Below are 17,694 nucleotides of genomic sequence, written 5' to 3' on the forward strand. Positions count from 1 at the left end.
TGAGCCGCATTTCCCCCACTTCGGGGTCAGACCCCGAGTGTGCGGCTGAGTTCGCTTATAGAGTGAAACAACGCCAGCAACCGCCATCTGGATCTGCCCCGCCGCAATATTCCAGCCTGGCGAGCTGTGCCGCATTCGAAAGGATTCGGGGTCTGACCCCGGTGTTCAGGGAATGCGGCTCAGCTTGCTTGGTTTGGTTAGCGGGAGGCGATGGCGGCGAGGGGGCCTTGGGATTGCCAGCCGGCACCGAGGGCGCGGGCGACGGCGACCGTGGCGAGCAGGCGCTGGGTGGTGATTTGGGCGGCGGCGCGGTCGGCAGCCAGACTGCTGCGCTGGGCATCCGTCACGTCCAGGTAGGTGGAGACGCCGCGCTCGTAGCGGGCGCGCGCGACCAGGTAGGCGCGCGCCGCGGCTTCCCGCGATTGCGCTTGCACCAGCTCCTGCTTCTGCCTTTGCTGCACGTCCGATAACGCGTCTTCCACTTCGCGCAGCGCCGTCAGCAGCTTGCCTTGGTGGTTGGCCAGTGCTTCTTCGTAACGCGCCTTGGCCAGCGCGAGGTTGGCGCGGTTGCGGCCGCCGTCAAAAATCGGCAGCGACAATGCCAGCGGGCCGACGCTGAACTGGCGCGAACCGCCCCGCGCGATTTCGCTCAGGCTTTCGGACGCGTAGCCGAAATTGCCGGTCAGGCTGAGCGTGGGGTAGAACGCGCCTTCGGCCACGCCGATCTGCGCGTTGGCGGCGCGCAGCGTGGCGACACTGCCAGCCAGGTCGGGACGCTGCGACAGCAAACTGGCCGGCAGCCCGACCGGGATCGCCGGCGGCTGCGGCAGGCTGGCCACCGCAGCGGCCGGCAGTTGCATGGCCGACGGCGATGCGCCCGTCAGCGTGGCCAGGCTGTGCTCCAGCGTGTTGCGCTGGCGTTGCACTTCCTGCAGGTCCGCTTCGGCGTTGGCGCGCTCGATGCGGGCGCGCGAGGTGTCCAGCTCATTCGACAGCCCGGCGTTGAAGCGGGCGTTGACCAGTTCCTCGCTTTCGCGGCGGCTGTCGAGCGCGCCGTTCAGGATGGCGATCTCGGTGTCCAGCCCGCGCAGCTGCCAGTAGGTGGTGGCCACCTGCGAGGACAGCAGCAACAGCACGCCGTCCCGGTCCGCCACAGCCGCCAGCGCTTGCGCGTCGGCCGCTTCAACCATGCGCCGCACGCGGCCCAGCAGGTCCACTTCGTACGACATCGAGGCGCCCAGCGAGTAGTTGTTGCCGTGGATGGAGCGGTTGCCCAGCGCGATGCCTTGCGAGGTGTTGGCCGAGGTGCGCGAGTTCGACACGCCGCCATTTACGCTCAGCGAGGGCGATTCGCTGGCGCGCGCCAGGCCCAGCTGCGCCTGCGCCTGCAGCAGGCGCTGCGCGGCCGCTTTCACGCTGGGATTGTCGCGCAGCGCGCTCTGTTCCAGGCGGTTCAAGGTGTCGTCGCCGTAGATGGTCCACCATTGCGCCGGCAGGCGCGCTGCGCCCCGCTCGCCCACCGGGGCATGGCGGTAGCCGGCGTCGGCCACATTCTGCGGCGCGCTGAAATCGGAACCCACGGTGCTGCAGCCTGCCAGCGCCAGCCCAACAGCGGCGGCCAGCGTGACCTTTTTGAATGAACTGAACATATCGTTTATACCTTTTAGATTAATGCGCGCCGCCGCCGGCGCCGCCGGGGGATTTGACCTTGTCGGACATCCACAGCACCGGTATGCAAGCGAGCAGGATCGCGGCGACAATGAAGAAGCCGTCGTTGTAGGCCATCACGTAGGATTCGCGCCGCACGATGCCGTCGATCGCCTTCAGCGCCTGGTCGGCCGCCATGGAGGCGTCGTAGCCTTTGCTGATGAAGGACTGCGTCAGTGCGGCCAGACGCTCCTGCGCGGCCGGCGCGAACGAGTTGATGGCCTCTCCCAGCCGCTGCGAATGGAAGTGCTCGCGCTGCGACAGCGAGGTGGCCAGCAGCGCGATGCCGATCGAGCCGCCCAGGTTGCGCGTCATGTTGAACAGGCTCGATGCCGAGGCCACGTCTTTCTGCGGGATGCCTTGCATGGCGAAGTTCGACAGCGTCAGCATCACGAAGGGCTGGCCCAGCGCGCGCACCACTTGCGACGCCAGCAGCTGGTCGTAGCCGGTGGTGGCGTCCATGTAGGCGTTCATCAGGCAGGACAGGCCGAACAGCAGCAGCCCGAAGGAGCACAGGATGCGGTTGTCCACCTTGCCCGACAGCTTGGCTACGAAGGGCATGATGAACAGCTGCGGCAGGCCGGCCCACATGATGACTTCGCCGATCTGCATCGGCGAGTAGCCGGCGATCTGGCCCAGGTACAGCGGCAGCAGGAAGGACGAGCCGTACAGCGCCATGCCGAACACCGCCGACAGCGCGGTGGCGACCAGGAAGTTGCGTTGGCCGTACAGCGCCAGGTTGACGAAGGGGTTGGCCCGCGTGGCGCTGGTGACCACCCAGCCCAGCAAACCCACCAGCGCCAGCGAGGCGAAGGCGATGATGAAGCCGGAGTCGAACCAGTCCTTGCTGTTGCCTTCTTCGAGGAAGATGGTGAGGCAGCCCAGGCCCAGCGCCATGAAGCCGATGCCGATCCAGTCGGTCTTCAGCAGGTCGCCCCACTTGGTCTTTTCCGAATCCAGCCCGTAGGCGATGCCGGCCATCAGCAGCAGGCCGGGCACCCAGTTGATGTAGAAGATCGATGGCCAGCCGTAGATTTCGCTCAGGTAGCCGCCCAGTGTCGGGCCCATGGACGGCGCCAGCGTGGCGGTCAAGCCGAAGATGGCCATGCCGGCGGCGCGCCTGGAAGGCGGCAGCTTGAGCATCACCAGGGTGAACGCCATCGGGATCAGCGCGCCGCCGGTGAAACCTTGCGCCATGCGGAACACAATCATGCTTTCCAGGTTCCAGGCCGCGCCGCACAGGGTGGAGAACAGCAGGAACAAGGCGGTGGTGCCCATCATGTAGCGGCGCGCGCCGAACACGCGGGTAAACAGCGCGGTCATGGGGATGACGATGATCTCGGCCACCAGGTAGGCGGTGGAGATCCACGAGCCTTCTTCCTGCGTGGCCGACAGGCTGCCGAGGATGTCCTTCAGCGAGGCGTTGGTGATCTGGATGTCGAGCACCGCCATGAAGGCGCCCAGCATGCCGGCGCCGACCGCGATCCAGGTGCGCAGGTCGACCTTCTGGCCGTTCTGCGGCAGCGCCGGGGCGCCTGCGGCGAGTGTATTGGTGCTGCTCATGGCTTTACTTCAGTTCCACTTCGGCGATGGCCGACATGCCGGGCACCAGGCGGCCGCTCAGCGCTTTCACGTCTTCCGGCTTGAAGGTGACTTTGACCGGCACGCGCTGGACGATCTTGGTGAAGTTGCCGGTGGCGTTATCGGCCGGCAGCAGCGCGAACTGCGCACCGGAGGCGGGCGCGAAGCTGTCCACGCGGCCCACCAGGGCCTTGCCCGGCATGGCGTCGATCGTCACGTGCACCGGCTGGCCCACTTTCAGTTCGGCCAGCTGGGTTTCCTTGAAGTTGGCGGTGACCCAGACGTTGTCCTGCACGATGGCGGTCAGCTGCTGGCCCGGCTGCACGCGCTGGCCCACTTCCAGCGAGCGCTTGCCGATGCGGCCGTCCACCGGCGCCAGGATGCGGTTGTAGGCCAGCTGCTGGCGCGCGTCCTTGAGTTGCACGCGCAGCACATGCACTTGCGCCTTGAGCACTTCGCGCGCGGCGGTGGCGGCGGTGGTCTGGGCCTTGGCGGCGGCGGCGCTGTCCTTGCGCGCGGCCAGGTCGGCGGTGGCGCCGGAGCGGCCGGCGTTGGCCGCGTCCAGTTCCGCCTTCGACACGGCCTTCATCTGGCTGTTGTACAGCTGGCCGTAGCGCTCGGCATCCTGCCTGGCGCGCAGCATCTGCGCTTCGGACTGCGCCACTTGCGCGGCGGCGGCCGACGCCTGGGCGTTGACTTGCGCGATCTGCGCGTCGGCCTGCAGCACCTGCTGCTCGGCGGTGGCGATCTGCGCTTCGATCTGCTCCACCTTCACGTGCTGGTCGAACGGGTCCAGCTCGGCGATCACGTCGCCCTGTTTCACCATCTGGTTGTCTTCGATCAGCACCTTGGTCACCACGCCGGAAATGCGGGCCGACACCGGGTGCACATGGCCGGCCACATAGGCGTTTTCAGTTTCAACAAAGTAATGGCTGCGGTACCACATGCGGGCGCCGGCGCCGATGGCGGCCAGGGCGATCAGGCCGGCGATGACGAGCACGCGGCGGTTGGGTGCGGCGGCGGGGGCCGCCGGGGCGGCCGGCTGCGCCGCTTGGCCGGCAGCGGCGCTCAGCATTTTTTGCTCTGCTTGGTTGGACATGCGGGCTCCGAAATAATGAAATGGAATAGGTGCATTATTCGACAAGCGCTGCGGCAAGTCAAGAAATGAAACGATTGCATTTCATTTTATTTTGGACTACAGTCCCCATCTGATAAGATGCCGAGTAACCAGACAGCAAGCCGCCATGACATCCGCCAGTTCAGAAAAGTTGCAAGGAATACTACCTGCAATGCCAGAAGTCGAGTTTTTCGGCGTCGCCCACTGCCCCGCCAAGACTGCGGGCCGTCCGCGCGCCTCCGAGACCGAAGCCCGTACCCAGGAACTGGTGGAAACGGCCGGCCGGCTGTTCCTGGAAAAGGGTTACAGCAAGGTCAGCCTGGAAATGATCGCCAGGCAGGCGCGGGTGGCGGTGCGCACCATTTACGTCAAGTTCGGCGGCAAGGCCGGGCTGTTTACGGCCGTCATCAACGCCGGCTGCGCGCCCTTCTTCGCCACCATGCACGACATGGAGACTTCGGTGCGCCCGCTGCGCGAGGTCCTGCTGGACTTTGCCTTGCGCTTCGGCCAGCTGGTCGCGTCGCCGCAGGTGCTGGCGGTGCACCGCATGGTCATCGCCGAGTCCATGTCCAATCCGGAACTGGCGCTGGCCTTCTTCGAGGCCGGCCCCAAGCAGACCCGCGAAGCGGTGCAGCGCTACTTCGCCCGCCCCGATATCCGCGCCCAGTTGCGCCAGGACATGCCGCCCGACGCGCTCACCGTGCATTTGCTGAACTGCATCATGGGCGACCAGTTGAAACGCTACCTGTTCGTGATCAACGCGACCGCGCCCATGCCCGATGTGCGCCGGCAGGTGGAAGTGGGGGTGGAGCTGTTCCTGGGCGGCGCGCTGCGCAAGGACTGAGCCGCGCTGTAAGCTTGTGTGCGCTAGCGCACTGAGAAAAACCGCCGTCCCGCGCATCCTGTGCCTTTAAACAGGAGGTTGTATGAGCAAGTTCACTCGTCTTGAATGGAGCAAACAAGTAGCCGCGCTGAACGAGCGCATCAAGGGCTTCCAGGCGAACCCCACCAAGGAACAGCTCGAAGCGGCCATCGACGAATTGCGCGCCTACGCAGAGGCTGCGCGAGCGGGCGGCATCGAGATCCCTTCGCGCTTCATCGCTAGCTGAACGCTAGCCTGGCACCAAACGGGTCACCACCCAGCGCGCCCGAGGGCGGCACACCAACCGGGAATTTTTCCCGGTTTTTTTACGCCCCCGGCTAGGCGCTGGCACGCGCTTTGCCTTAAGCTAGATCCTTGCGCACAACCCTGACCGATCCGACGTGGCACCACCCGACACCGACACCATCGCGCACGTGCTGTCCCTGTACCGCCCGCAGGCGCTGGCGGCGCTGCTGCGCACCTTCCGCGACCTGGACCTGGCGCTGAACGCCTGGCAGGACGCGGCCATGCGCGCGCGCCTGCTGTGGCCGGGCAACGGCCTGCCGGGCGATCCGCTGGCCTGGCTGGTCGCTTGCGGCCGCAATGCCGGCCTGGCGCCGGTCAGCATGCACGGCCAGGCCCTGTCCGACCCCGACTACGTGGCCGACAGCGTGGACGCCAATATCGGCATCCAGCGCAACGCGGACTTCATCCCGTTTCGCGAGGACACGCTGCGGCTGCTCTATATCTGCGCCAGTCCGGGCCTGCCGCCGTCCTACCAGATCCCGCTGTTGCTGCACCTGGTGTGCGGCCTGGACGTGCAGCAGATTGCGCACGCCTTCCTGATCCGCCAGCCGGCCATGGAACAGCGCATCGCGCGCGCCAAGCGCCGCGTGGCCGAAACCGGCACCTCGTTCGAGCAGCCGGCGGCGCACGAGCGCGCCGAGCGGCTGAAGACGGTGCTGGCCATGGTGTACCTGCTGTTCAGCGAAGGCTACGCGTCAAGCAGCGGCCGGCAGTACATCCGCATGGAGCTGTGCGAGGAGGCCATCAGGCTGGCGCGCCTGCTGGCGCGCATGTTCCCGCACGACGGCGGCGCGCTGGGGCTGGCCGCGCTGCTGATGCTGCAGCACGCGCGCGCCGGCGCGCGGGTGGACGCCAGCGGCGCGCTGATCCTGCTGGACGACCAGGACCGGCGGCGCTGGAACCAGGCCCTGATCGAGCAGGCGCTGCCCATGGTGGACACGGCGCTGCATTGCCGCGAACTGACGCCCTACCAGATCCAGGCGGCGGTGGCGGCGGTGCACGCGCAGGCCGAGAACGCGGCCGACACCGACTGGGCCGAAATCGACCGCCTGTACGCCGTGCTGCAAGTGGTGCACCCCTCCCCCATCGTGACCCTGAACCGGGCGGTGGCAGTGGACAAATTGCGCGGACCAACGGCGGCGCTGGTGCTGATCGATCCGCTGGCGGCGGAGTTGTCCGGCTACGCATATTATTTCAGCGTGCGCGGCATGCTGCTCAAGCGCCTGGGTCGCAACGGCGACGCGCAAGCGGCCATGCTGCGCGCGCGCGAGCTGGTCAACAGCGCGCCGGTCGCCAGCCATATCGATATGACGCTGAATCTGTTGTGACGGAGGGTTCAGGCCTTGATGCGTAACGTAAAGTTTCTTGCTGCCGTGCTGGCAGCCACCCTGATGTCCGCACCACCGGCGCGCGCTGCGGCGGCCAGCGACAGCGCCGCAGCGGCCGCCAGCATCAGCGCAGCCGCAGCGATTACTGCCACTGCAGCCACGGCCGCCGTGGTCACTGAGCACGTGCGGGCCGAGCTGCTGGCGCACGCGCCGCAGGGCCTACAGCCCGGCAAACCACTGTGGCTGGGCCTGGCGATCGAGCATCAGCCGCACTGGCACACCTACTGGAAGAATCCGGGCGACTCGGGCCTGCCGACCACGCTGTCCTGGACACTGCCGCCCGGCTTTGCGGCTGGCGAGATCGCGTGGCCAACGCCGCAGCACTTGCCGCTTGGCCCGCTGCTCAACTACGGCTACGAAGGCCGCGTGCTGCTGCCGGTGCCGGTGACCGTCCCAGCCGGCTATGCAGGCAAGACGCTGGGCGTCAAGCTGCATGCGGAATGGCTGGTGTGCAAGGAGATCTGCCTGCCGGAATCAGGCGACTTTCACCTCACCATCCCCGTCGACGCGCCCGTCAGCGCGCACCAGGCGCTGTTCGACGCGGCGCGCGCCGCCGCGCCGCTAGCCTTGCCGCAGGCCAGCGCCAGCGCCCGCGTGGACGGCAAGGCGCTGGCCATGGAGATTCGCGGCCTGCCCGCAGCCGCGCAAGGCCAGCCGCTGCGCCTGATGGTGGAAGACGCGGGCGTCATCGATTACGCCGCCAAGGTGGACCAGCGCTGGGCGGATGGCCTGCTCACGCTGCGCGTGCCGCTGTCGGCGCAGCGCAGCGAAAGCCCCGCCGCGCTGCACATCGTCCTGAAAGCCGCCAGCCAGCCCGCAGGATGGGCGCTGCCGGTCACCATCGCTGGCGGCTGGCCCGCCCCTGGCTCGGCCGGCACCAGTGCGGCTGCCCCTGCTGCTGCCCCTGCTGCTGCCCCTGCACCAGCAACAGTCCCGGCATCCGCCGGCAGCGCGCCCGCCTTCCTGCTCACGCTGTTGTTCGCCTTCCTCGGCGGCGCCATCCTGAATTTGATGCCCTGTGTGTTCCCCGTGCTGTCGCTCAAGCTGGTCAGCCTGGCGCAGCACGGCAGCGAACGCGAACAGGCGCGCAATCAGGCAATCGCCGGCGGCCTTGCCTATACTGCCGGAGTGGTGCTGTCGTTCGCCGCGCTGGCCGGCCTGCTGCTGGCCCTGCGCGCGGGCGGCGAGCAGCTGGGCTGGGGCTTCCAGCTGCAGTCGCCGCTTGTGGTGTTCCTGCTGGCCGCGCTGTTCACGCTGATCGGCCTGAACCTGGCGGGCGCATTCGAGTTCGGCACCATGCTGCCCAGCGCGCTGGCCAGCTTCCGCGCCCGCAACCGCCTGCTGGACGACGCCTTGAGCGGCGCGCTCGCGGTGGCGGTGGCCTCGCCGTGCACCGCGCCCTTCATGGGCGCCGCCATGGGCGCCGCGCTAACGGAATCGGCCCCGAAGGCGCTGGCCATCTTCGTGGTGCTCGGCCTCGGCATGGCGGCCCCCTATCTGGCGGCATCCTGCTGGCCGGGCCTGGCCCGCGTACTGCCGAAACCGGGCGCGTGGATGCAACGCTTCAAGGTGCTGATGGCCTTCCCCATGTTCGCCACCGTGGTGTGGCTGGCCTGGGTGCTCGGCCAGCAGACCGGGATCGACGGCATGACCGCTGCACTGGCCATGCTGGTGGCGCTGGCCTTCGCCGCCTGGACCTTGGGCACGCCGGTGCGCCGGCCCCGCTCGCGCGTGCTGCTGGGAGGTGCAGGCCTGCTGACGCTGGCGGCGGCAGTCGGCACCGCCGGCCCGCTGCTGCGCGCCGGCGATGGCAGCGTTGGGGCGGCCAACAGCGCAGCGAATGGCGCGAAGAGCGCATCCTTGGCTGGCGCGCGCTGGTCCGCCTGGTCCGAAACGGCAGTGGCGCAAGCGCGCGCGGCAGGCCAGCCGGTGTTCGTCGACTTCACCGCCGCGTGGTGCGTCACCTGCCAATTCAACAAGCGGGCGGCATTGGCCGATGCCAGCCTGCTGGCGGACTTCGAGGCCAGGAACGTAGTACTGCTGCGCGCAGACTGGACCCGCCGCGATCCGGCCATCACGCAGCAACTGGCCCGGCTGGGCCGTAACGGGGTGCCGGTGTACGCGCTGTACGCCCCCGGCGACGCCCCGCCGCAGTTGCTGTCCGAACTGCTGACGGTGGAACAAGTAAGGACGGCTTTAAACCAACTCTGACCTGAAAGGAAATCGCATGAAAACCCTGACGTTGACAGCAGCATTGATCGCAGGTTTGACGGGCACCGCACTGGCCATGGCGCAAGCGGTGGTGGGCCAGCCCGCCCCGCTGTTCACCGGGGTGGATACGGCCGGCAAGGCGGTCTCGCTGGACAGCCTGAAAGGCAAATACGTGGTACTCGAATGGGTCAATCCCGACTGCCCCTTCGTGCAAAAGCACTACAACAGCGGCAATATGCAAAACACGCAGAAGCACGCGGCCGGCAAGCAGGTGGTGTGGCTGTCGGTAAGCACCAGCGCCGCGCCGGACGGCGACCCGAAAGCGGCGGCGTCGCTGGCCAGCTGGGCCAAGGAGAAGAAGGCCACGGCCAACGCCATCCTGGTCGACAGCGGCAAGATCGGCCGCGCCTATGGCGCGCGCACCACGCCGCATATGTACCTGATCGATCCGGCCGGCAAGCTGGTGTACGCCGGCGCCATCGACAGCAAGCCCAGCGCCAACGCCGCCGATATCCCCGGCGCCAGCAACTACGTGGTGCAAGCCATCGACGAGGCCACCGCAGGCAAGCCGGTCAGCAAGCCGGTGACCCAGCCCTACGGCTGCTCGGTGAAATACGGCTAGCCTGCCGCGCCGGCCGTCCACAAGGCGGCGCCTGCGCGCGCCGCCGCTCGACTAATGCGCCGATTCGTGGCAGGATGCCCACTCGTTTAAATTATTTCCAGAGACATCCATGACTACCCCTACCTCCGACGAACAATTCTGGCAACTTGTCGACGCCTTCATCAACCTGGCCAACGACAAGGCCCAGACCCTGGACCGCAACACCATCGGCCCGGCCATCCTGTTCGCGGCCACCCGTTTCAACGCCTATATGCTGGCTGTCTCGACCGGCAACCAGGAAGCCTTCGCCCAACAGAAGGACGCTGCCATCCAGTACTACAAGGAGCAACACGAGAAGATGCTGAACGATAACTTCGGCGACTTCGAAGTGAACTTCGAGAAATACCGCACCAAGTAATCCGCCGCCCGGCCTAGTCCTGCGCCGGGCGCGCCTCCAGCCCCGAGATATCCTTCATCAGGGCGATCAGCCGCTTGGCCCCCAGGCCGAGCGGTTTGTCATTCAGCCACACCACATCCACCCATAGCCGCACCTGGTTGCTCATGTGCTCGAAGCCGATGCCGAGCAGCTCGCCCGCGTCCACCAGCGGCGCCGCCAGCCGTTTCGGCAGGTAAGCCCAGCCCAGTCCCGCCTGCACCAGTCCCAGCGTGGCCAGGTGGCTGTCGGTGCGCCATACCTTGCGCGAGATGAGGATGCGTTCGTCCTGCGCCTGCGTGTCGCGGCTGGCGATGGCGATCTGGCGAATGTCGACCAGGTCTTCCCAGCGGAAACTGCCGTTGCGGCCCCGTGCCTGCGGATGTTGCGGCGAAATCACCGCCACCAGCACCTCGCTGCCCAACTCCTGGAAATCCTCGCGCTCGTCCACCCGCTGGCGCTCGTAGATCAGCGCCAGCTGGGCCTCGCCCTGGTGCAGCATGCGCAGCGCGTCGGCCTGCGGCGCCGAACGCACCTCGACCTCCAGCGACGGGAATTCCTCCGCCAGCCGCGCCAGCGGATGGCTCCACGGCGCCGACAGCAGTTCCGGCGCAATCGCCAGCGTCAGGCGCTGCTCCAGGCCCCGGTGCAGCGACAAGGCGTGCGCCTGCAGGCGGCGCAGCTGGCCGGCCATCTGGCGCGCCTCGGCTTCCAGCGCGCGCGCCATCTCGGTCGGGCGGGCGTTGCGCGAACTGCGCTCGAACAGCTGCAGGTCGAGTTCCGCTTCCAGTTGCGCCACCGCCATGCTGACGGCCGACGGCACCCGGCCCAGCGTGCGGGCCGCCGCAGAAAATGAGCCGTGGTCGAGCACGGCAAGGAAGATGGCGACGTTGTCGCTGGAGAAAGCCATACGCCACATGCTGTCAGAAAAACTGATAGCTGTCGACTTTTTCAATCAAAAAAACATCGATACCATGGCGCCATTGAATCAAACGGGGAAAGCCATGCAAGGAATCAAGCGAAAAGTCGTCTACGTGTCGTTGTTTGAACTGATCGCCGTCGGCCTCACCAGCAGCGCGCTGATGCTGCTGGGCGGACACGACGCCGGGCACGCGGGCATTGCCGCCGTGGGCTCGTCGCTGACGGCGGTGGTGTGGAACCTGGTCTACAACTCGCTGTTCGAAGCGTGGGAAGCGCGCCAGGCCACGCGCGGCCGCAGCGTGAAGCGCCGGGTGGCGCACGCGCTGGGCTTCGAGGGTGGCCTGGTGCTGGTGCTGGTGCCGCTGTTCGCGTGGTGGCTGAACATGTCGCTGTGGGACGCCTTCGTGCTGGACCTGGGCCTGGTGATCTTCTTCATGGTCTACACCTTCATCTTCAGCTGGACCTTCGACCGCGTGTTCGGCCTGCCCGCCTCGGCGATGGCCCGGTGAATCTGTGAGCGCTTAATTTGGCCGGGATCAACGCCCTAAGCCACCGCCCCCGCTAAGCTTTGGACTTCCACCAACATCGGCGCACCCAGCCGAAAAATGGAGGTTCGACATGGCGACAAGCAATCTCGCGCGCAAGCAGGCAAGTGCGCATGAAAATCGAGTTAGCAAGGAATTAAGCGGCGCGCAATGGGCGCGACGCTTTCCAGGCAGTAGAGACACCAGTGACCTTAGCGGCACTTTCCGTCATGCCGTGGAAGATTTTATAGCCGCCATGACTGAAGCCGGCATCAGGGTCAAAATAGATGCCACATACCGGCCCACAAAACGATCCTACCTGATGCATTGGGCTTGGCGCATCGCGAATGACAAAGCCGACGTCAGCTCGATTCCTGCCATGGGAGGCGTGGATATCGAATGGCAGCATCCGGCAGGTGCCGACACAGTGCGGGCAGCAGAGGACATGGTCGGTGCGCTGTCAATACGCCGACTGCGCACGAGACCCGCGCTTCGCTCCCAACATAACTTGGGCCTGGCAATAGACATGTCGCTGTCCTGGCATGGAACAGTTTCAGTGAAGGACGCAAACGGCAAGTTGGTAACGATCAGAACAATGCCTCGTACCGGAATGAATCGGCAGTTGATCGAAATCGGCGCCACATATGGCGTGAAGAAATACGGTGGTGGCGGCCGTGATGTCCCTCACTGGTCGAACAACGGACGCTAATACGAGGGGGAGCAATGAGGATTAAAACAGTGGTCCTGCTTGCGTGCCTATCGTCCCCCGCAACCGTATTCGCCAAAAACACAACTCCGCAGGATGTGCAGGCATTCATACGTAACGCCAACGCTTGCGAACATTTTGCGGGAGAGTTTGACGGCGGGTTGAGCGAAAAGCGGCAGCGGGAAATCGAGCGGTCCGTCGTCAAGCACTGCCAGACTGCGCAAAAACAACTTGAGCAGTTAAGCGCTAAATACAAGAATGATCCCCGCGTGACGAAAATAATTCGCGCTCACGCAAACGATTCGGTTACCGGCTTTCGATGAGCCGGACAGGCGCGTCGCGGGTGTAAAAAAACCCGCCGTGGCGGGTTTTTTGTTTGCTGCTTAGCGCTTGCGCGGTGGCGGCAGATCGGTGCAGACGCCTTCGTACACTTCGGCGGCCATGCCGATCGACTCGCCCAGGGTCGGGTGCGGGTGGATCGTCTTGCCGATGTCGGTGCCGTCGCAGCCCATTTCGATGGCCAGCGCGATTTCGCCGATCATGTCGCCGGCGTGCGTGCCGACGATGGTGCCGCCGATGATGCGGTGCGTTTCAGCGTCGAACAGCAGCTTGGTGAAGCCTTCGGCGCGGCCATTGGCCACGGCGCGGCCGCTCGCTGCCCAAGGGAAGTGGCCCTTCTCGACCTTGATGCCCTTGGCTTTCGCTTCGTCTTCGGTGATGCCGGCCCATGCCACTTCCGGATCGGTGTAGGCCACCGATGGAATCACCTTCACGTCGAAGTGCGACTTCTGGCCTGCCGCCGCTTCTGCCGCAACGTGGCCTTCATGCACCGCCTTGTGCGCCAGCATCGGCTGGCCCACCAGGTCGCCGATGGCGAAGATGTTGGGCACGTTGGTGCGCATCTGGCTGTCGACGTTGATGAAGCCGCGGTCGGTGACGATCACGCCGGCTTTGTCGGCGGCGATCTTCTTGCCGTTCGGGCTGCGGCCAACGGCCACCAGCACCATGTCGTAGACCTGCGGGGCTGGCGCGGTGGCGCCGGCTTCCGCTGCTTCGAAGGTGACCTTGATGCCTTCCGGCAGGGCCTCGACCGCGACCGTCTTGGTCTTGGTCATGATGTTGTCGAAGCGCTTCTCGTTGAACTTCTGCCAGACCTTGACCGCGTCGCGGTCGGCGCCTTGCATCAAGCCATCCATCATTTCGACCACGTCGATGCGCGCGCCGAAGGTGGAGTAGACGGTGGCCATTTCCAGGCCGATGATGCCGCCGCCGATGACCAGCATGCGTTTCGGGATCTGGCGCAGTTCCAGCGCGCCGGTCGAATCGACGATGCGCGGATCTTCAGGCACGAACGGCAGCTTCACAACCGCCGAACCGGCGGCGATGATGGCTTGCTTGAACTGGACAACCTTCTTGCTGCCGTCCTTGGCGGTGACTTCGATGTGGTTCGCGCTCAGGAACTGGCCGACACCGGTAACGACTTGCGTCTTGCGGGCTTTGGCCATGCCGGCCAGGCCGCCGGTCATGTTCTTGATGACGCCTTCTTTGTAGGCGCGCACCTGGTCGATGTCGATGGTCGGCTTGGCGAAGGTGACGCCGGTCTTGGACATGTGCGCGGTTTCGTCGATCACGGAAGCCACGTGCAGCAGCGCTTTCGACGGGATGCAGCCCACGTTCAGGCACACGCCGCCCAGCGTTTCGTAACGCTCGACGATCACCGTGTTCATGCCCAGGTCCGCAGCGCGGAAGGCAGCCGAGTAGCCGCCAGGACCGCCGCCCAGCACCATCATGTCGCAGTCGATGTCGACCTGGCCGGCATAGCTGCCACCGGCTGGGGCGGCGACCGGTGCGGCAGCAGCCGGAGCCGCTGCGGCGGCCGGTGCCTGAGCTGCGGCCGCAGGCGCAGCAGCAGGTGCGGCTGCGGCGGCTGCGCCGGCGGCTTCCTCAACCACCAGCAGCACAACGCCTTCCTTCACTTTGTCGCCGAGCTTGACCTTCAGTTCCTTGACCACGCCGGCGTGCGACGAAGGCACTTCCATGCTGGCCTTGTCCGATTCGACGGTGATCAGCGACTGGTCGACCTTGATCGTATCGCCGACCTTGACCATCACTTCAATCACTTCAACTTCGGCGAAGTCGCCGATGTTGGGGACTTTGACTTCCACTGTGCTCATGGTCGCTCCTTACAGCAGAATTTTGCGCATGTCGCCGAGCACTTCGCTCAGGTACACGGAGAAGCGGGCCCCCATCGCGCCGTCGACCACGCGGTGGTCGTAGGACAGGGACGTACCCATCATCAGGCGCGGCTGGAAGGCTTTGCCGTCCCACACAGGCTTGATCGACGCTTTGGACAGGCCCAGGATGGCCACTTCCGGTGCGTTCACGATAGGCGTGAAATGCGTGCCGCCAATGCCGCCCAGCGAGGAAATGGTGAAGGTGGCGCCTTGCATGTCGGTCGGCTTCAGCTTGCCTTCGCGCGCTTGCAGCGACAGTTCGGTCATTTCGCGGGCGATCTGCGAAACGGACTTCTGGTCGGCGTTCTTCACAACCGGTACCACCAGGCCATTCGGCGTATCGGCAGCGAAACCGATGTTGTAGTACTTCTTCAGGATCAGGTTTTCGCCGTTTGCGTCCAGCGAGGCATTGAAGGTCGGGAACTTCTTCAGCGCGGCGACCGAGGCCTTGATCACGAAGGCCAGCATGGTCAGCTTGGCGGCGTCCTTGTTCTTGGCGTTGGCGTTGTTGGTCTCGACGCGGAATGCTTCCAGGTCGGTGATGTCCGCGTCGTCGAATTGCGTGACGTGCGGGATCTGGACCCAGTTGCGGTGCAGGTTCGGACCGGAGATCTTCTTGATGCGCGACAGCGGCAGCAGTTCGGTTTCGCCGAACTTGCTGAAGTCCAGCGACGGCCATGCCAGCACGTTGAAGTTGCCGCCGCCCGACGGCGCGGACGATGCGGCGCCTGCAGGCGCTGCCACGGTGCCGGCCATCACGCCCTTGACGAAGTTCTGCACATCTTCCTGGGTGATGCGGCCTTTCGGACCGCTGCCCGGCACTTTGCCCAGGTCCACGCCCAGTTCGCGGGCGAACTTGCGGATCGATGGCGATGCGTGCGCCAGCTTGCCGGTGGTGACCGAGCCTTGCGATGCCGCCGGAGCAGCAGCAGCGGCAGGGGCGGCGGCGGCAGGAGCGGCCGGTGCGGCTGCGGCGGGCGCCGGCGCTGCTGCGGCGGGCGCCGGCGCTGCTGCGGCGGCAGGTGCAGCGGCTGCGGCAGGAGCGGCAGCGCCGCCCAAAGCTTCCACCACCAGCACGACCGTGCCCATGGCAACCTTGTCGCCCAGCTTGACTTTGACTTCCTTGACCACGCCGGCGTGCGACGACGGGATCTCCATGCTGGCCTTGTCCGATTCAACGGTCAGCAGCGACTGGTCCACTTTGATGGTGTCGCCAACCTTGACCATCACTTCGATCACTTCCACTTCCTTGAAGTCGCCGATGTCCGGCACTTTGACTTCCACCGGGCCAGCCGAGGCGGCCGGCGAAGCGGCAGCGGCAGCCGGAGCCGGAGCAGCGGCGGCAGGCGCCGCCGGCGCAGCAGCGGCAGGGGCGGCGGCAGGAGCGGCGGCAGCGGCAGCGCCGTCAGCTTCCAGCAACAGCAGCAGCGAACCTTCGGCAACCTTGTCGCCGACCTTGACCTTGATTTCCTTGACCACGCCGGCGGCGCTGGACGGAATCTCCATGCTGGCCTTGTCCGATTCAACGGTGATCAGCGACTGGTCTACTTTGATGGTGTCGCCGACTTTGATCATCAGCTCGATGATTTCAACTTCCTTGAAATCGCCGATATCCGGGACTTTAACTTCCACAATGCTCATAGCGTTTGCTCCGTTCTAATTATTGGGTCACCGGATTTGGCTTGTTCGCGTCCAGGCCGTACTTCTCCACTGCCTGCTGCACCACGGACACGTCGATCTTGCCTTCTTCAGCCAGCGATTTCAGCGCAGCGACCGTGATGTAGTAACGGTTCACTTCGAAGAACTCGCGCAGCGCGGCGCGGGTGTCCGAGCGGCCGAAGCCGTCGGTGCCCAGCACGCGGTAGGTGCGGTCTTTCGGGATGAAGGCGCGGATCTGTTCAGCAAACGCACGCATGTAGTCGGTGGTCGCCACGATAGGGCCGGTGGTGTCCTTCATCAGCTGCGCCACGTACGGCACGCGCTGTTCCTTGGTCGGGTTGACCAGGTTCCAGCGTTCGGCGTCCTGGCCGTCGCGCGCTACCAGCGTCAGCGATGGCGCGGACCACACGTCGGCGGCGATGTTCCAGTCGTTCTTCAGCAGTTCCTGTGCGAACAGCGATTCGCGCAGGATGGTGCCGGAGCCGATCAGCTGCACGCGCTGCTTGAGCGATGCGTCGCCTTCCTGCAGCAGGTACATACCCTTCAGGATGCCCTCTTCCTGGCCCGGCTTGATGCCTGGGTGCGGGTAGTTCTCGTTCATGATGGTGATGTAGTAGAACACGTCTTCCTGGTTCTCCACCATGCGGCGCAGGCCGTCCTGCACGATCACCGCCACTTCGTGGCCGAAGGTCGGATCGTACGGCATGCAGTTCGGCACGGCGGCGGCGAACAGGTGGCTATGGCCGTCTTCGTGCTGCAGGCCTTCGCCGTTCAGCGTGGTGCGGCCGGCGGTGCCGCCCATCAGGAAGCCACGGGCGCGCATGTCGGCGGCGGCCCAGACCAGGTCGCCGATACGCTGCATGCCGAACATCGAGTAGTACGTGTAGAACGGGATCATCACGCGGTTGTTGGTCGAGTACGAGGTCGCCGCTGCGATCCACGAGCTCATGCCGCCCGCTTCGTTGATACCCTCTTGCAGGATCTGGCCGGCCTTGTCTTCGCGGTAGTACATCACCTGGTCCTTGTCGACCGGCTCGTACAACTGGCCCTGCTGGTTGAAGATGCCTACCTGGCGGAACAGGCCTTCCATACCGAAGGTGCGCGACTCGTCGACCAGGATCGGTACCACGCGGGCGCCGATGCTCGGATCCTTCAGCAGCGTGGTCAGGATACGCACGAAAGTCTGGGTGCTCGATACTTCGCGGCCTTCGGCGGTCGCGTCCAGCACGTTCTGGAACGCCGACAGCGGCGGCACGGTCAGCTTCTCGTCCGCCTGCATGCGGCGCTGCGGCAGGTAGCCGCCCAGCGCCGCGCGGCGCTCGTGCAGGTACTTGATTTCAGGCGCGTCGTCGGCCGGCTTGTAGAACGGGATGTCGGCCAGCTGGTCGTCCGGGATCGGGATCGAGTAGCGGTCGCGCATTTCGCGCACGGCTTCGTCGGTCAG

15 protein-coding genes are annotated in these 17,694 nt (G+C 65.7%); 8 read left to right on the top strand and 7 right to left on the bottom strand.

Annotated features, from left to right (window positions below):
- Positions 1–197 precede the first annotated feature (197 nt).
- The 3 genes from AC6H42_RS31085 to AC6H42_RS31095 are packed head-to-tail and all read right to left on the bottom strand — an operon-like array spanning position 198 to position 4,387.
- On the bottom strand, positions 198–1,649 hold the full coding sequence (locus AC6H42_RS31085; RefSeq protein WP_057157416.1) for an efflux transporter outer membrane subunit: 1,452 nt from the start codon (positions 1,647–1,649) through the stop codon (positions 198–200).
- 19 nt (positions 1,650–1,668) lie between these two features.
- A complete protein-coding gene (locus AC6H42_RS31090) occupies positions 1,669–3,270 on the bottom strand; it encodes a DHA2 family efflux MFS transporter permease subunit (RefSeq protein WP_057157415.1) in 1,602 nt (533 codons plus the stop codon).
- A 4-nt stretch (positions 3,271–3,274) separates the two neighbouring features.
- A complete protein-coding gene (locus AC6H42_RS31095; RefSeq protein WP_497549740.1) occupies positions 3,275–4,387 on the bottom strand; it encodes an HlyD family secretion protein in 1,113 nt (370 codons plus the stop codon).
- Between the two features lie 190 nt (positions 4,388–4,577).
- On the opposite strand from AC6H42_RS31095, the gene AC6H42_RS31100 reads away from it, so the two are divergent.
- The 6 genes from AC6H42_RS31100 to AC6H42_RS31125 all read left to right on the top strand — a co-directional run bounded on the left by AC6H42_RS31100 (position 4,578) and on the right by AC6H42_RS31125 (position 10,191).
- A complete protein-coding gene (locus tag AC6H42_RS31100; RefSeq protein ID WP_497549741.1) occupies positions 4,578–5,249 on the top strand; it encodes a TetR/AcrR family transcriptional regulator in 672 nt (223 codons plus the stop codon).
- 82 nt (positions 5,250–5,331) lie between these two features.
- Positions 5,332–5,514: a hypothetical protein gene (locus AC6H42_RS31105; protein WP_057157412.1), complete on the top strand. Its 183-nt coding sequence runs from the start codon at positions 5,332–5,334 to the stop codon at positions 5,512–5,514.
- A gap of 154 nt (positions 5,515–5,668) precedes the next feature.
- A complete protein-coding gene (locus AC6H42_RS31110; protein WP_057157411.1) occupies positions 5,669–6,901 on the top strand; it encodes an RNA polymerase sigma factor in 1,233 nt (410 codons plus the stop codon).
- 18 nt (positions 6,902–6,919) lie between these two features.
- Positions 6,920–9,172, top strand: a complete 2,253-nt coding sequence (locus AC6H42_RS31115; RefSeq protein ID WP_497549742.1) for a protein-disulfide reductase DsbD family protein — start codon at positions 6,920–6,922, stop codon at positions 9,170–9,172.
- Between the two features lie 16 nt (positions 9,173–9,188).
- Positions 9,189–9,794, top strand: coding sequence for a redoxin domain-containing protein (locus AC6H42_RS31120; protein ID WP_497549743.1), 606 nt, complete (start codon positions 9,189–9,191; stop codon positions 9,792–9,794).
- A gap of 109 nt (positions 9,795–9,903) precedes the next feature.
- On the top strand, positions 9,904–10,191 hold the full coding sequence (locus AC6H42_RS31125; RefSeq protein WP_057157409.1) for a DUF3144 domain-containing protein: 288 nt from the start codon (positions 9,904–9,906) through the stop codon (positions 10,189–10,191).
- Between the two features lie 13 nt (positions 10,192–10,204).
- Here the strand turns inward: AC6H42_RS31125 and AC6H42_RS31130 are convergent, their stop codons facing one another.
- Positions 10,205–11,116 carry a LysR family transcriptional regulator gene (locus AC6H42_RS31130; RefSeq protein ID WP_057157730.1) on the bottom strand — a complete coding sequence of 304 codons (912 nt, stop codon included), beginning with the start codon at positions 11,114–11,116 and terminating at the stop codon, positions 10,205–10,207.
- A gap of 94 nt (positions 11,117–11,210) precedes the next feature.
- Here AC6H42_RS31130 and AC6H42_RS31135 point away from each other — a divergent pair, with 94 nt between their 5' ends.
- Together AC6H42_RS31135 and AC6H42_RS31140 are read left to right on the top strand one after the other, a co-directional pair.
- The gene (locus tag AC6H42_RS31135) at positions 11,211–11,636 is read left to right on the top strand and encodes a PACE efflux transporter (protein ID WP_497549744.1); all 426 of its coding nucleotides are present in this window, start codon (positions 11,211–11,213) and stop codon (positions 11,634–11,636) included.
- A 109-nt stretch (positions 11,637–11,745) separates the two neighbouring features.
- Positions 11,746–12,360: a hypothetical protein gene (locus AC6H42_RS31140; protein ID WP_497549745.1), complete on the top strand. Its 615-nt coding sequence runs from the start codon at positions 11,746–11,748 to the stop codon at positions 12,358–12,360.
- Between the two features lie 380 nt (positions 12,361–12,740).
- Here AC6H42_RS31140 and lpdA read toward each other — a convergent pair whose 3' ends face one another.
- The 3 genes from lpdA to AC6H42_RS31155 form a co-directional block, all read right to left on the bottom strand.
- Entirely contained in the window at positions 12,741–14,531 is a 1,791-nt protein-coding gene (lpdA, locus tag AC6H42_RS31145) for a dihydrolipoyl dehydrogenase (protein WP_497549746.1), read from the bottom strand.
- A 9-nt stretch (positions 14,532–14,540) separates the two neighbouring features.
- Complete coding sequence (gene aceF, locus AC6H42_RS31150; protein WP_497549747.1) at positions 14,541–16,232, bottom strand: dihydrolipoyllysine-residue acetyltransferase; 1,692 nt, start codon at positions 16,230–16,232, stop codon at positions 14,541–14,543.
- 19 nt (positions 16,233–16,251) lie between these two features.
- Positions 16,252–17,694, bottom strand: a 1,443-nt coding sequence (locus AC6H42_RS31155) for a transketolase-like TK C-terminal-containing protein (RefSeq protein ID WP_497549748.1), incomplete at its 5' end; no start/stop codon positions are given.

This window comes from Massilia sp. NBRC 108631, assembly GCF_059704565.1.

What these genes read in the sequence shown, in the direction of transcription:
- AC6H42_RS31120 (WP_497549743.1), top strand. Translation starts at nt 9,189, where the DNA reads ATGAAAACCCTGACGTTGACAGCAGCATTGATCGCAGGTTTGACGGGC.
- AC6H42_RS31135 (WP_497549744.1), top strand. Translation starts at nt 11,211, where the DNA reads ATGCAAGGAATCAAGCGAAAAGTCGTCTACGTGTCGTTGTTTGAACTG.
- lpdA (WP_497549746.1), bottom strand. Translation starts at nt 14,531, where the DNA reads ATGAGCACAGTGGAAGTCAAAGTCCCCAACATCGGCGACTTCGCCGAA.
- AC6H42_RS31140 (WP_497549745.1), top strand. Translation starts at nt 11,746, where the DNA reads ATGGCGACAAGCAATCTCGCGCGCAAGCAGGCAAGTGCGCATGAAAAT.
- AC6H42_RS31085 (WP_057157416.1), bottom strand. Translation starts at nt 1,649, where the DNA reads ATGTTCAGTTCATTCAAAAAGGTCACGCTGGCCGCCGCTGTTGGGCTG.
- AC6H42_RS31130 (WP_057157730.1), bottom strand. Translation starts at nt 11,116, where the DNA reads ATGGCTTTCTCCAGCGACAACGTCGCCATCTTCCTTGCCGTGCTCGAC.
- AC6H42_RS31095 (WP_497549740.1), bottom strand. Translation starts at nt 4,387, where the DNA reads ATGTCCAACCAAGCAGAGCAAAAAATGCTGAGCGCCGCTGCCGGCCAA.
- AC6H42_RS31100 (WP_497549741.1), top strand. Translation starts at nt 4,578, where the DNA reads ATGCCAGAAGTCGAGTTTTTCGGCGTCGCCCACTGCCCCGCCAAGACT.
- AC6H42_RS31125 (WP_057157409.1), top strand. Translation starts at nt 9,904, where the DNA reads ATGACTACCCCTACCTCCGACGAACAATTCTGGCAACTTGTCGACGCC.
- AC6H42_RS31090 (WP_057157415.1), bottom strand. Translation starts at nt 3,270, where the DNA reads ATGAGCAGCACCAATACACTCGCCGCAGGCGCCCCGGCGCTGCCGCAG.
- AC6H42_RS31105 (WP_057157412.1), top strand. Translation starts at nt 5,332, where the DNA reads ATGAGCAAGTTCACTCGTCTTGAATGGAGCAAACAAGTAGCCGCGCTG.
- AC6H42_RS31115 (WP_497549742.1), top strand. Translation starts at nt 6,920, where the DNA reads ATGCGTAACGTAAAGTTTCTTGCTGCCGTGCTGGCAGCCACCCTGATG.
- aceF (WP_497549747.1), bottom strand. Translation starts at nt 16,232, where the DNA reads ATGAGCATTGTGGAAGTTAAAGTCCCGGATATCGGCGATTTCAAGGAA.